Genomic DNA, 13970 nt, shown 5'->3' with positions numbered 1-13970 from the left:
GAACTTCTCTCTTGCCAGGATCCGCGGCGAGGTCCATAGTTGGCTCGTGGAATCCGAGGGCGGTCCCTCCCTGACTCTCACCTGGGCGCATCGAGCCGAACAGTCGGCGCGCGCCTGGGAGCAGAGCCACGCCAGGGGAGAGGTGCCCAGTGTCTGGCCGTACGGCTTCGATGCGCTACGCGACCACGCGGCCGTGGAGGTGGTCGACCTCGCCCCGCCGAGCAGAATCGCACGGGCTCGCTCGCGACTCTCCCTGGGGCCGCGTCCCGCCCGCGGTCTTGCGCTCACCTGGGATGAGAACACGGCCTATCGGATGCAGACCACGCACCCGCGGGATCGCTTCGCCACCGGCGTGATCTGGCTCACCGACATGGCCGAGACAGACGGAGCACCGGAGCGGATGCTGGCGATGCTGCGCAGGGCGGAGGCCGCCTGGGTGCTCAGCGAGGCGCAGGTCGAGCCGCTGCGCACGATGCTGGAGGGAACGGAGACGCGGGTGTTCGCGGTGCCCTTCGGCATCGACACCTCCTTCTTCGTCGCGAGGCCCTACCCGGCGCGGCCGTGCATCGTCAGCGCCGGCAACGACAGAGACCGCGACCCGGCGACTCTCTTCGCGGCGCTCGCGCGTGTGCTCGCCATCCGTCCGGAGACGGACGTGGTCGTGCAGACCCGTTCGGACCTCGACCCGCCGGAGGGGGTGCGGGTCGTCCGCCATCTGCCGCACGCCGAGCTGCGTGACCTCTATGCCACGGCGAGCGTCGTGGTCGTTCCGACCAGGGAGAACCTCCACGCATCCGGGATGACTGTCGCGCTCGAAGCCCTCGCGACGGCCCGTCCGGTCGTGGTCTCCGATACCCCGGGGATGCGCCAGTACGTCGGTGAGGGGCGTACCGGTCACCTCGTTCCCGCTGAGGATCCCGCCGAGCTCGCCCTCGCGCTGCTCCGTCTTCTCGATCACCCCGAGCGCGCCGCCGAGCTCGGGCGGAACGGGCGCATCGAGGTCGAGCGGCAGTTCACCACGCAAGTGATGGTCGCCGCCCTGGTGCGGGGGCTGCTGACCCCGAGGTGACCGCGTCGCGGCCCACCGTCGTCTAGCGCTTCGCGCCGCGTCGCTTCACTCGCACGGCCGCGCGGAACGCGTCGGCGTGGGCACGGCCTGCATCGGCCCAGTCCCTTCGGGAGAGGTCGGGCGAACCCGTCAGCGTGGTCGCCGCCCGCCACGCCTCCACCACGGTCGGAGCATCGAGGTCTCCGTCGTACATGAGCACCCACTCCTGACCGACTTCGCGTCCGAGCGCTTCGTTCGCCTCGTTGCGGGGCACGAGCACGGGTCGGTCCATCGACAGGGCGGCGAGCACGCTGCCCGAGTTGTGCATGAACCGGTAGGCCAGCACGATGAGGTCGGAAGACGTCGCGAGCTGCACGAGCTCGGCATCGCTCAGGAAGTCGAGGTGCAGGCTCACTCCGGGGAGGTCTGCCGTCCGTGCACGGAGGTCATCGCCGAGCTCGAGGGTGGACGGGCGTCCGCCGATCCGCAGGCTCAAAGCCGGTTCCACCGCGACGGCCTCCGCATAGGCGTCGATGAACCCCTCGAGGCCCTTGTAGCGGCGGATCCCGCCGAAGGAGCCGAGCTGGCCCCGAACCTTCTCCGCAGCGGGGAACTTCGCGTACCAGCCGCGGTAGTCGCCGTGCAGGATCAAGCTGTGCGGCGTGCCGGGCGCGAGCGGGGTGGTCTCGTTGATGACGATCCGGTAGTCGGTGTGGCGGTCGATGAAACGCAGCAGCCACAGGCGCGGCGCGTTGTCGTCCGGCAGCTCGATGTTGTGCACCGTGCGCACCACGGCGATCCGACGCGACAGGCGGTGACGGAAGACGAGCGCGGCGGTGAGCAGATACTTGCCCGTGGACTTCCACCAGGTGGATCCGTGCAGCTTCGCCTCCGGCCAGTGCCAGTGGAAGGCATCGTAGCGCCCGAACAGCGCCGTGCCCCACGAGAACCGCAGACGCGTGAGGCCCTCGGTCGAGCCCAGTGCTTCGTCGAGCATCTTGTTGTACGGGTTCGTCGTCGGACGGGGAGCGCCCAACGACTGCATCACGCGGATGGTCGATCCGGGAACGGTCATGGTGGCGTCATCCTCCGATGGGCGTCGGTACTCGTCGTAGCGTCGACCGAGGGCGGCGGCGATCGTGCCCCGTCCGCGGTGCATGAGCCGGGTTCCCCTGGCGTGATGGGTGATGCTCGAGGTCAGGGCGCCGAAGGCTCTCCGCAGGGCGCCGACGACGATACGGGCCACGCCTCCGACCAGCGCCCGCAGTCGCAGCACCCCGCGGCGGATCTTCCCGTCGGTGAGCTGGAGCTGGATGCGGGTGCCCGCGTTCGCCGAGCTGAAGGCACGCTGTGCCGCCCAGGCGCGGCTCAGGCGCGCGGCGACGACGAGGTCTTCCGTCTCGGACTCGTTGCACCACACGATCAAGCCGCCTCGGCTGGCGAGCTGCCGGGAGAAGAGTGTGTCCTCGCCGCCGCCGAGACCGAGCGAAGGGTCGAACCGCAGACCGAGCCGCCGGATGGAGCGGAGGTCCAGCAGCAGGTTGCCCGCAGCTGCCACCTGGAGCACGGTGCCCGTCTGCCTTGGCGGCCGTCGGAAGGTGCCGGATGCGAGGAGCCACGGGTCGACGTCCTCGTCGAAGACGGAGATCACACGCCCCATCACGGCATCGGCGCCGTGTTCGCGCCACACCTCGATGAGCGCGGAGAGCCACCGCTCTCGCGGGACCTCGTCGTCGTCGATGAAGGCCAGCAGGTCGCAGTCGGCGCACTCGTCCAGGAGGCGGTTGCGAGCGGCGACGATCCCCGGCTCGGGTTCGACGACGTAGCGGACCGGGACGCTCGCACCCTCGGCCACCTCCCTGGCGGAGCCGGCGGGATCGTTGTCCACCACCAGCACGTCCACCGTGACCCCGAGGTCTGCGCACTCGGCGATCCGCTCGGGAAGCGTGCGCAGCAGCGCTCGGAGCAGCTCCGGCCTCCGGTACGTGGGTACGCCGATCGTCACCCTGATCATGTCGTTCGATTCCGGTCCCCTGGTCATCCGCCCCATCCCCATGGCAGTAACGCGCCTCGACTCCGACGCCGGCTCATCGTATCGTGAACCCCTGAAGCCGCTCGTCGAGGAAGCTCTCGCGTATAGTCGTTCACCTGGGAGTCGACGTCGGTCGCGACTCTGGGGAATTCGACCGGCGACCCGAGGCGATCCGTGATCCGGATCCGGGGGGAGGATCGCGTGTCAATCGAGCACGGACGGCTTGCCGTGGTCGTGGTCAACTACGCCTCGGCGGGGTTGCTCGAGCGCAACCTGGTGATGGTGGAGCGCGAGGCGCGCGCGATCGATCAGCATGCGCTCGTCATCGTCGTCGACAACTGGTCGAACGCCGAAGAACGGCGCGCTGCCGCGACGATCGCCGACGCGCAGGGCTGGCTCCTGATCGAACCGCGATCCAACTCGGGCTTCGGCGGCGGGGTCAACATCGGGGTGACGCGCGCGCTCGCCGAGGGTGCCACCGACGTCCTCGTGATCAATCCGGACGCGCACATCGATCGCGCGTCGCTGCGCCGACTGGCCGCAGCCACCGACGCCGAGCGCACGACCCTCGCCTCGCCGGTCATCACGGACTCGGACGGCAAGACCTGGTTCGCCGGGATCGATCTCCTGCTCGCCGACGGCACCATGCGCGCACGCCGCAAGCGCGACGCCGGGGACACCCAGCCGTTCGAACCATGGTTGAGTGGGGCCTGCCTGTGGATCACGCGCGAGGTCTGGGATCTCGCCGGCGGGTTCGACGACGATTACTTCCTCTACTGGGAGGACGTCGACTTCTCGCGTCGTGTCGTGTCGGCCGGCGGATCGCTGGCCCTCGTCGAGGACGCCAGGGCCGTGCACGACGAGGGAGGCACGCAGCGCGCGGAGCCCGAGACCTCACGCGCCAAGTCCGAGGGCTACTACTACTACAACATCCGCAATCGGATGCTCTACGCCGTGCGCCATCTCGATGACGAGGCTGTGCAGCGCTGGCGCCGGTCCATCCCGCGCACCGCCAGGGAGGTCATCCTCCGCGGTGGCCGACGACAGCTGATCCAGTCGCCCGCTCCGATCCGGGCCTATCTTCGCGGTGTGCGCGAAGCCCGACGGATCGCGCGGACGCACACCTCGGGCCAGAAGGGCAGGAAATGGTCGTAGACGCCTATCACCGTCTCGCACGCGCGCAGAAGGGGCACGCTCGTGGGGCGCCCGCCTACTCGGTGTACGTCAATCGGCGCATCGGTCGGGTGCTCGCCGCCGTCGCGTATCGGATCGGTCTCACCCCGAACCAGGTGTCGATCATCAGCGCGGTGCACTCCTTCATCGCGATCGGCCTCATCGCGTTCGGCCCCGTGAACGTGCCCATGGGCCTCCTGATCGCTCTGCTGCTGGTGCTCGGCTACGCCTGGGACTCGGCCGACGGTCAGGTGGCGCGTCTGCGCGGCGGGGGAAGCCCCCAGGGCGAGTGGCTCGATCACTTCATCGACACGCTCAAGATCGCCTCCCTCCACCTCGCCGTGCTGATCGGGCTCTATCGGGTGCTTCCCGACACGCCTCTTCTCCTGCTGATCCCGATCGTGTTCAGCATCGTCGCCACGACCACGTTCTCGGGAATGCTCCTGAACGATCTACTCAAGGGCAAGCACGCGGTGGCGTCGACCCACGAGCGAGGAGGCGGGACCCTGCTGCGCTCGCTCATCCTGCTGCCGACGGACTTCGGGCTGGTGTGCCTCGTGTTCGTGCTGTGGGGATGGACGCCGGCATTCCTCGTCGGCTACGGCGCTCTGTGCCTGGCCGCTGTCCTGTTCCTCGCGCTCGCCGCGGTGAAGTGGTTCCGCGAGATCGGAAGGCTCGGTGCCTCCGCATGAGGGACGAGAAGATCCTGGTCGTGTGCGCGGCTAACGTGTGCCGGTCGCCGTTGGCCGAGCTGGCTCTTCGTCGCGGGCTCGGCGCGGATTCCCCCATCACCGTGAGCAGTGCCGGTGTGCGGGCGAACGCCGGCGACCCGATCTGCGCGGCGGTGGCCTCGGTCCATGAGGACGAGGAATGGCAGGCCTGGGCGCAGGAGCATCGGGCGCAGCCGGTGACGATCGAGCAGGTCGAGCAGGCGAGCATCGTGCTGACCGCATCGCGCGACATCCGTGGCGAACTGGTGAGGATGGCACCGCGTTCGCGTGACTGGATGTTCACGATCAAGGAAGCCGCCCATCTGGGGGAGGGCTTCTCGTCCTCCGCCTCCGACCGCGTGGTGGAGTACGTGGCGCACCTCGACCGTGCACGTTCCCGCGCCGTCCCGCTGACACCGCCTGGGGGCCCCGGGGCACGCCTGCGTCAGCTGTTCCAGGCCCGGGGGACCGTCGATCCGACGAGCATCGCCGATCGGCACGGGAGTCGCGGTCACCTGGAGACGATCCACGAGGTCGATGCCGCCATCGCGACGGTCCTCGCACAGCTCACGGGCCATCGTCGACACGCGTCCTGACCGGGCACTTGTGGTTTTCCAGACCTCACACTATGATTAGCCGACGCCGCGTTCCGCGCGGTTGAAGGGGACCTGAAGCCGAGGGGGCTTCGGGATTGAGGAATCTGGGTTCTGGGGAGCTGCAGTGTTCAACGTTTCATCATGCCGTTCTGGGGACGGCACTTCGCGCTCACGACGCGCGATCTTCGTCGCGCCTCTGGTTGCGCTGGCACTCGTGACGGCCGGTTGCACCGCTGCCGCGCCGAGCGCTTCGGAATCGCCGGCGCCGGCAGGCACCAGCACCACCGACTGGACGCCGCCCGCCGACACCGAGGCCCAGGGGCCCACGGAAGGCCCGGCGCTCACAGAGGAGAACGGAGCGCTCGACGCGCCCATCTCCCTCTCCACCGACATGGTCGTCACGATCGACAAGATCTCGACCACGACGATCAAGCCCGAGACGCCCGGCGAGTACGCCGGACCCGCGGTGGTCGTCACGCTGACCGTGGCCAACGACTCGAAGCGTGCGCAGAGCGTCGACTCCGCGGTCGTCAGTCTCGTCACGGACGACGGCGACATCGGGGTCTCCACGACCGCCGGCCCGAACGAACCCCTGCAGGGTGAGGTCGCCGCGGGCGCGAAGACCACCGGCACCTACGTCTTCATGCTCGATCCGACGCAGGGGCGCTCGGTGAAGATCAGCGTCAACTACGCCGCAGGCGAGCCGGTGGCCACCTTCGCCGGCCAGCTGTCCTGACGCGCGCGTAATCACTCGCATCACTCTCGTTTTTCATTTGCACTAACTCATTTTCGAAGAAGAAAACTGGCGGCTGGGGAGTCACTATGGGGAACACATCGACCACGAGGCGAGCGCTGAGCGCACTCGCGTCTGTCGTGACGGCGGCGTTGCTCGTCGCAGGCATGACGACACTGGGAGCGCAGGCGGCGTCAGCAGACGTCCCCTCGACCCCACCGCCTCTGCTGCAGCGTGACGACAACGTCGTCACCTCGGATCCGATTCCGACGGTGCAGATCGACAACGGCTACGTCTGGGCGCAGACGATGATCGGGTCGACCGTCTATGCGGTCGGCAAGTTCGACAACGCCAGGGCCCCGCTCGCCACGCCGGGAACGAGCCTGACGGCCCGCTCCAACGTGCTCGCCTACGACATCAACACGGGTCAGCTGCTCTCGTTCGCGCCGCAGGTGAACGGTGTGATCAAGGCCGTCGCCGCGTCGCCGGACGGCAGCCGCATCTACATCGGCGGATCGTTCAACTCCGTCAACGGTCAGGCCCGCTGGAACTTCGCGGCCCTCGATGCCGTGACCGGCCAGCTCGTGGCCGGCTTCAACCCGTCGATCGGCGGCAGCGGTGTCTACGCCCTCGCAACCTCCGGCACCAGCGTCTACGTGGGCGGGCTGTTCACGCAGGGCAACGGCACCGCCCGCAAGAACCTCGCCGGCTTCAACGCCGCCAACGGAGCCCTGTTGAGCTGGGCGCCGCAGACCGACCTCCAGGTCGACGCGATGGTCATGGACCCCGCGGGGCAGAACGTCATCGCCGCCGGGCGCTTCTCGCAGGTCAACGGCGACCTGACGATGCGCGGAACCGTGGCACTGGACAAGGCGACCGGCGCGGTCGACACGTCCTGGGCACTCCCGCAGACGGTAAAGAACGGCTCGAACACGGGCTCGAACTCCGGCAAGGCCGGCATCTTCGGTCTCGCGGCCGACGACAAGGCCGTGTACGGCACCGGCTGGGTCTACGCCGACGCCGCCACGGGAAACCTGGAGGGGACCTTCGCGGCAGAAGCAGGGACGGGCCAGGTCCGCTGGATCGCCGACTGCCTCGGTGACCACTACGGCGTGTACTCCACCGGCAAGGTCGTCTATACGACCAGCCACACGCACGCGTGCGGCACGATGAGCCTGCACCCGGAGCAGAACCCGCGCACGCACCGCTACTCGGAGGCGTACACGGCGGATGCTCGCGGCTCGCTGGGCAACCAGCCCGCAGCCGGCGGCACCTACAAGAACTGGGCGGGCACTCCTGCACCGTCGCCCTACGCCTGGACGCCCGACTGGGCCGTCGGTGTGACGACGGGCATGGGACAGGCCGGTCTGTCGATCACGGGCGCAGGCAACATGATCTCGATCGGCGGTGAGTTCCGGTCCGTGAACAACGGCCGCTTCGAGGGACTCGTGCGCTTCTCGACGAACCCCCCTGGCGGAGCCAAGGACGGTCCCCGTCTCGCGGCGGCGAACTGGACCGGCACGGCGCAGTCGTTCATCCCCGGTCGCGTCCGGGTGTCGATCCCGGCCAACTGGGACCGCGACGATCTGACGCTCACGTACGAGCTCCGTCGCACCGGCACGGCCACGCCGGTCGCCACGACCACAGCCAACGGCACGTGGTGGAACCGGCCGTCCGTCACCCTCGAGGACAAGACGGCGACACCGGGATCGCAGCAGGAGTACACGGTCAGCGCCAAGGACAGCGCGGGAAACACCGTCAGCAGCCAGGCCATGAGCGTCACGGTCGCATCGGGAACGGTCTCGAGCTACACGAACGCGATCTCGGCCGACAACCCGCAGCTCTACTACCCGCTGGGCACCGCGGCGCAGGACTGGGCGGGCGCGAACCCTCCCGTGTTCGGCTCCGGCGTGACGTCGTCGGCTTCGGGCGTGGAGAACACCGCGACCGGCGCATCGACGTTCAGCGGAACCTCGTCGGGGCGAGCCTCTTCGACCGACAAGATCGCCGCATCGACGGAGTTCTCCACGGAGCTGTGGTTCAAGACCAACACCACCACCGGTGGCAAGCTGCTCGGCTACGGGTCGGCGGCCTCGGGTGACTCCACGAGCTACGACCGTCATCTTTACATGACGAACAACGGGCGTCTTGTGTTCGGCACCTACAACGGCAGCACACAGACGATCCAGAACACCACGGCGCTGAACAACAACGCCTGGCACCATGCGGTGGCCACGCAGAGCGCTGACGGCATGAAGCTGTACATCGACGGCGTGCTCGTCTCGTCCGCGGCCGGCGCGACCACCGCCGAGAACTACGTCGGGTACTGGCGTGTCGGCGGGGACAACATCAACAGCTGGCCCTCCGCCCCGAGCTCGAGCAACTTCAAGGGAGCTCTCGACGAGGTCGCGGTGTACCCCTACGCGCTCACCGCCGCGCAGGTGCAGACCCACTACGGCATCGGCAAGGGCTTCCAGCCGCCGACCGCGGCCTTCACCTCGACGCCGACGGATCTCGCCGTGGCATTCGACGCCAGCACGTCCGCGCCGACCGGCTCGGCCACGATCACCGGCTACCGCTGGGACTTCGGGGACGACTCGGCCACCGCGACGGGTAAGACGGTGTCGCACACCTACACGGCGGCGGGCACGTACACCGTCAAGCTCACCGTGACCGACAGCAACGGCCTGGCCACCACGACGGAGAACCCCGTCACGGTGCAGGCGGCCAACGTCCTTCCGACCGCGTCCTTCGAGCTGTCGGGCACCGGGCTCTCGGTCTCGGCCGACGCCTCGGCATCGACCGATTCGGACGGCACGATCGCCTCGTACGACTGGAACTGGGGCGACGGTTCGACGTCCTCCGGCCAGGTCGCCAGCCACGTGTACGCCTCGGCGGGCACGCGCACGGTCACTTTGACGGTCACCGACAACCGCGGTGGCACGGCGACGACGACGCGGGAGTCCGTCACGACCCACGCGAACCCGGTCGCCACCTTCACCGCGACGGCGTCGGGGATGAACGTGGACGTCTCGGCCGCGGGCTCGAGCGCCTCCGACGGCGCGACGCTGTCGTACTCCTGGAACTGGGGTGACGGCACGGCCGCAGGCAGCGGTGCGACCGCCGGTCACACCTACGCCCAGCCCGGTGCGCACGACATCACGCTCACGGTGACCGACAGCCTCGGCGGATCGGCCAGCGTCACGAAGTCCGTGACCGTCCAGGCTCAGGTGTTCGCCGCGTCCGACTCCTTCGGTCGTGTCGTGTCGAGCGGATGGGGCGCGGCCGACATCGGCGGCACCTGGGCGCCGATGAGCGGTTCGGCCGCCGTCACCTCCGTCGGAGACGGCGTCGGCAAGGTGAACCTCACGCCGGGTGAGACGCGCGAGATGCTGCTGCAGGGAACGTCTCTCCTCGACACGTCCGCGCGCATCACCTACACGCTGGCCTCCGGCCCGTCGACGGGTGTGGCCTACGAAGGACTCGGTGCACGTCGCTCCGGCTCCAACGGGTACCGCGCACTCGCGTGGCACCGGGCGGACGGGACCACGTGGCTCGTGATCCACCGCAACGGAACCGCGATCGCCAGCACCGCCGTCGCCGGTCTCACCTGGACCGCGGGAAGCACGTTCAACCTCGCCATGGAGACGACGGGGTCCGGAACGACGACCATCCGCGCGAAGCTGTGGGCTGCCGGAGCTGCGGAGCCCGCCAACTGGCAGCTCTCCACGACGGACACGACGCCCGCCTTGCAGGTCGCGGGAGCGCCGACGGTCTTCTCCTACCGCGCAGGCAGCGCGACCGGCACCAACCTGGCGAGCTTCGACGACTTCACGCTGAAGAACCTCGGGGCGGCGACACCGCAGCCCGAGCCGCAGCCGCAGCCGGAGCCGCAGCCGCAGCCGAACGTGCCGCCGACCGCGACCTTCACGGCGTCGACCACCGGGCTGACCGTGAACGTCAACGGTGGGGCATCGACCGACTCGGACGGCACCATCGCGTCCTATGCCTGGGACTTCGGAGACGGATCGACGGGCACGGGGGCGACCAGCTCCCGGGCGTACACCGCGGCGGGCACCTACACGGTGACCCTCACGGTGACGGACGACAAGGGGGCCACCCACACCGCGACCCAGCAGGTCACGGTCACGGCACCGCCGGTCGACCCGCAGCCTCAGCCCAACCCGGCCGCGCTCGCGAGCGATGAGTTCGACCGCACGGCGGGGCCCGGCTGGGGAACCGCGGTCACGGGCGGAGCGTGGACGATCGCCGGCGGTTCGCAGGCGGCGGCGACCGTCGCCGACGGCCAGGGCAAGCTGAGTCTGGTCGCGGGGGACACCCGCCACGCCACGCTCAACTCGACCTCGATCGGCGACGCGATCCTCGAGACGCAGTTCCGCGTCGACCAGGCTCCTGCCGCTGGCGGCGCCTACGTCGGCGTGATCGCGAGGCAGACCGCTGCCGGGAAGTACTTCGCCCGTGCGTGGCTCCGTCCTGACGGAACCGTCTGGCTCGTGGTCCACCGCGAGGGAACGGTGCTGCTGACGCAGGCGGTACCCGGACTCGTGTGGGCGGCGAACACGTCGTACAGCCTCAAGGTCTCCGTCACCGGATCGGCCTCCACCGCCATCTCGGCTAAGATCTGGGCGACCGGCACGACAGAGCCCGCGAACTGGCAGATCAACGCGACGGACACGACTCCGCTCGCTGCGGGTTCCGTCGGTCTCAGCGGCAACCGGTCGGGCAGCTCCACGGCGCCCCTGAACGTCTCGTTCGATTCGTTCCGCGTCACCGCGCCCCAGTAAGATCCTGACGCATGGCCACTGCTGTTCCGATCGCGCTCCTCGCCGTCGGAGGAATCGCAGCAGTGGCCATCGTCGTTTTCGTGCTCAGGCTGCTGCCGCGCACGGCGTTCGTGGGCTGGGCCTGCGTCCTCTTCTTCGTGCCGCTCTGGGTCGGCGTCAACATCGGCTTCTACTGGGCCGCGATCACGCTGCTGACCGCCCTGATGATCATCGTCAACTGGTCGGTCGTCCCGCTGCGCGCCGCAGACGCCTGGGTCGTGGCATTCGTCATCGTGATCGTCGGGCTGTACGGCTTCGGAACGGTCGATCTCCCGTCGCTCGTCGCCGCTCTGCTCGAATGGGTCATCCCCTATCTCTGGGGACGCGTGGTGCTCGCCCGGGTCGCGCCGGAATGGGTCACGTCGACGATCGCGGTCGTCGCCATCGTGGCAGCCGTCCTCGGCATCATCGAGTTCTTCACCTCCTTCAATCCCTTCGTCCTGATCCCCGGATCCGGCGTGGTCTACGACACCTGGAGTCCTCTCCAGGAACGCGGCGGGGTGCTGAGGGTCGAGGGCGCGTTCGGCCACTCGATCGCCCTTGGAGCGGCGCTGGCGATGTCGTCGGCGTTCATCGTGGCGACGAAGTGGCGGCTGATCCCGAAGATCGGCGGCGTGGTGATCGTCGCGGTGGCGACGGTGCTGACGTTCAGCCGCGCCGGACAGCTCACCCTCGTGCTCACGCTGGTGCTGTCCACGTTCCTCATCGTCGGGGTGTCCACGCGGTTCCGGGTCGCCGTCGTCACGGCCGGTGTCATCGGCACCGCGATCGCCATCCCGATCATCGACTCCGTCTTCGGGGCGGCGGGTGACGAGGCGGGCGGCAGCGCGGACTACCGGACCGATCTCCTGGTGCTCCTCCAGCAGGTGCAGCTCTTCGGCAACCCGGGGGACTGGCACTCGCTCGTCTCGGGGGACTACTACCTCGGCTACTTCGCGCGCTCCGTCGACAACGCGCTCGTCCTCACTCTGCTCCGGTACGGGTACGTCCCCACACTGCTGATCATGGCCGCCCTGGTCTGCGCGGCGATCATGACCGTACGACGCTCGACCAGGAGCCCGGCGTCGATCGCCGTCGTCGGACAGCTGCCGAGCCTCGTGGTGGTGGCGTTGATCACGCAGTACAGCATGTTCCTCTGGTTCTGCGTGGGCCTGGCGATCACGTGGGCGCGCGACGCGGACGTGATCGGCAGAGGGAAGCAGCAGTCAGAGGAAGCACTCCAAGACGCGCTCGGACCCGTGCACCGGCAGCGCCTCGTCGGGAAGCCCCCTGCACAATCATGAGGTCGCAGGAACGAACACCTCTAGAATCGAAGTCTCAGGGGGAATGGGGAGTCATGGGCGAGAGCCGGGTGAGTCTGCGCGTGATCGCCAGCTCGTTGCGCAAGTTCTGGTGGGCGATCGTGCTCTGCGCCGTCGTCGGGGCTGCAGGGTCCTTCGGGTACGCCTCGTTGCAGACCCCCCTGTTCCAGGCGACGACCTCGTTGTACTTCGCCCTGAACCAGGGAACCAGCGCCTCTGACCTCAACCAGGGCTCTGTGTACACGCAGAGCCAGATGCTGTCGTTCGCCCAGTTGGCGACCAGTTCGCGGGTGCTCGACCCCGTCATCGAGGAGCTGGGGCTCGACACGACTCCGCGAGCCCTCGCAAGGGACATCGAGGTCACGATCCCCCAGAGCACGGTCACGTTGCGGATCACGGGGATCACGGACGATCCGAAGGCAGCGGCCGAGCTGGCCGATGCCGTGGCGGACCAGCTCATCATCGTGGTCAAGGACGTGGCGCCCAAGGACCCGCAGGGCGAATCGACGATCACGGCGCAGGTCATCGACGACGCTGTCGTGCCTGAGTTCCAGTTCACGCCGAGCAAGCCGCGCGATGCCCTTCTCGGAGGCTTCCTCGGGGGCGTCCTGGGCCTCGCCATCGCGGTGCTCATCGGAGTGCTCGACACCCGTATGCGCAACGAGGAGACGCTGACGGAGGCGGGCGGCGACCCTGTTCTGGGCGTCGTCTCGAAGTCGCCTCTCCTGGCCATGCGGGGCATCGCCGTCGCGCAGGAGCCGCTCGGCCACACCTCGGAGGAGTTCCGCCGTATCCGTTCGGCTCTGGCCTACGCGAACGTCTCCTCGCGGGTGAAGGTGCTGCTGGTGACGTCGGGCATGCCGGCGGAGGGCAAGTCGACCATCTCGGTCAACCTGGCCATGACCCTGGCCGGTCTGCGCAACTCGGTGCTGCTGATCGACGCCGACATGCGGCGGCCGCGGGCGCACGAGCACGCGGGCATCGACGGCTCGATCGGTCTGACCAGCGTGCTGCTGGACGAAGTCGAGTTCGAGGTCGCCAAGCACAGTGTCGCCGACAGCACGCTCGACATCCTGCCCGCAGGTACCATCCCGCCGAATCCGGCGGAGCTCCTGACGTCGGCGCGCATGAACCAGCTCCTCGACTTCGCCGCAGCGGAGTACGACTACGTGGTCATCGATTCCCCGCCGATCCTCAGCGTGGCCGACGCCAACCTCTTCGCCACCCAGACCGACGGCGTGATCCTCGTGGTCGACGCGACGAAGACGCGCCGCGCCGCGCTCGCCAAGAGCATCAAGTCGCTCGAGTCGGGCGGTGCCCGCATCCTCGGCACGGTTCTGAACCGCGCCCGGCCGGATCGTCACCGCAGCGAGTACTACAGCGACTGAGGCGACATCCGACGGCCCCTCGGGTCGCGGATGCGGCGGAGTATATCGGTGCCTCGCCGTTTTCGTTTGTCTTCGCCGGGATGGCCGGGGTATTCTTCATGAGTTGCGAGGGGGACTCGCACTTTGCTGCCCGGGGTTGAAACTG

General features: G+C 68.7%; 9 protein-coding genes. 8 read left to right on the top strand and 1 reads right to left on the bottom strand.

Annotation, left to right across the window (positions count from 1 at the left end):
- Positions 1-46 precede the first annotated feature (46 nt).
- Complete coding sequence (locus AAY78_RS01765; protein ID WP_052748605.1) at positions 47-1069, top strand: glycosyltransferase family 4 protein; 1023 nt, start codon at positions 47-49, stop codon at positions 1067-1069.
- A 22-nt stretch (positions 1070-1091) separates the two neighbouring features.
- On the opposite strand, the gene AAY78_RS20015 is transcribed toward AAY78_RS01765, so the two are convergent.
- Entirely contained in the window at positions 1092-3089 is a 1998-nt protein-coding gene (locus AAY78_RS20015; RefSeq protein ID WP_231589634.1) for a glycosyltransferase, read from the bottom strand.
- A gap of 192 nt (positions 3090-3281) precedes the next feature.
- On the opposite strand from AAY78_RS20015, the gene AAY78_RS01750 reads away from it, so the two are divergent.
- The 7 genes from AAY78_RS01750 to AAY78_RS01720 all read left to right on the top strand — a co-directional run bounded on the left by AAY78_RS01750 (position 3282) and on the right by AAY78_RS01720 (position 13825).
- Positions 3282-4235 (top strand): glycosyltransferase family 2 protein, encoded by a 954-nt coding sequence (locus AAY78_RS01750; protein ID WP_231589633.1) that lies wholly within the window; start codon positions 3282-3284, stop codon positions 4233-4235.
- A complete protein-coding gene (locus AAY78_RS01745) occupies positions 4226-4945 on the top strand; it encodes a CDP-alcohol phosphatidyltransferase family protein (RefSeq protein ID WP_046746653.1) in 720 nt (239 codons plus the stop codon). Before AAY78_RS01750 ends, AAY78_RS01745 begins: the two co-directional genes overlap by 10 nt.
- Complete coding sequence (locus AAY78_RS01740; protein ID WP_052748604.1) at positions 4942-5559, top strand: arsenate reductase/protein-tyrosine-phosphatase family protein; 618 nt, start codon at positions 4942-4944, stop codon at positions 5557-5559. Before AAY78_RS01745 ends, AAY78_RS01740 begins: the two co-directional genes overlap by 4 nt.
- 214 nt (positions 5560-5773) lie before the next feature.
- Positions 5774-6295 carry a DUF4352 domain-containing protein gene (locus AAY78_RS01735; protein ID WP_231589632.1) on the top strand — a complete coding sequence of 174 codons (522 nt, stop codon included), beginning with the start codon at positions 5774-5776 and terminating at the stop codon, positions 6293-6295.
- Positions 6296-6381: 86 nt separating this feature from the next.
- Complete coding sequence (locus tag AAY78_RS01730) at positions 6382-11097, top strand: PKD domain-containing protein (protein ID WP_046746652.1); 4716 nt, start codon at positions 6382-6384, stop codon at positions 11095-11097.
- An 11-nt stretch (positions 11098-11108) separates the two neighbouring features.
- Complete coding sequence (locus AAY78_RS01725) at positions 11109-12419, top strand: hypothetical protein (RefSeq protein WP_052748603.1); 1311 nt, start codon at positions 11109-11111, stop codon at positions 12417-12419.
- A gap of 53 nt (positions 12420-12472) precedes the next feature.
- On the top strand, positions 12473-13825 hold the full coding sequence (locus AAY78_RS01720) for a polysaccharide biosynthesis tyrosine autokinase (RefSeq protein WP_052748602.1): 1353 nt from the start codon (positions 12473-12475) through the stop codon (positions 13823-13825).
- The last annotated feature ends 145 nt before the right edge of the window (positions 13826-13970 follow it).

It is taken from the genome of Microbacterium sp. Ag1 (genome assembly GCF_001005635.1).
Classification (GTDB): Bacteria; Actinomycetota; Actinomycetes; order Actinomycetales; family Microbacteriaceae; genus Microbacterium; species Microbacterium oxydans.
The sequence above is the reverse complement of the archived record's forward strand: the minus strand, read 5'-3'. Positions and strand labels throughout refer to the sequence as shown.

Coding starts and splice junctions, on each gene's coding strand:
- AAY78_RS01720 (WP_052748602.1), top strand. CDS start 12,473: ATGGGCGAGAGCCGGGTGAGTCTGCGCGTGATCGCCAGCTCGTTGCGC.
- AAY78_RS01730 (WP_046746652.1), top strand. CDS start 6,382: ATGGGGAACACATCGACCACGAGGCGAGCGCTGAGCGCACTCGCGTCT.
- AAY78_RS01740 (WP_052748604.1), top strand. CDS start 4,942: ATGAGGGACGAGAAGATCCTGGTCGTGTGCGCGGCTAACGTGTGCCGG.
- AAY78_RS01745 (WP_046746653.1), top strand. CDS start 4,226: ATGGTCGTAGACGCCTATCACCGTCTCGCACGCGCGCAGAAGGGGCAC.
- AAY78_RS20015 (WP_231589634.1), bottom strand. CDS start 3,089: ATGACCAGGGGACCGGAATCGAACGACATGATCAGGGTGACGATCGGC.
- AAY78_RS01725 (WP_052748603.1), top strand. CDS start 11,109: ATGGCCACTGCTGTTCCGATCGCGCTCCTCGCCGTCGGAGGAATCGCA.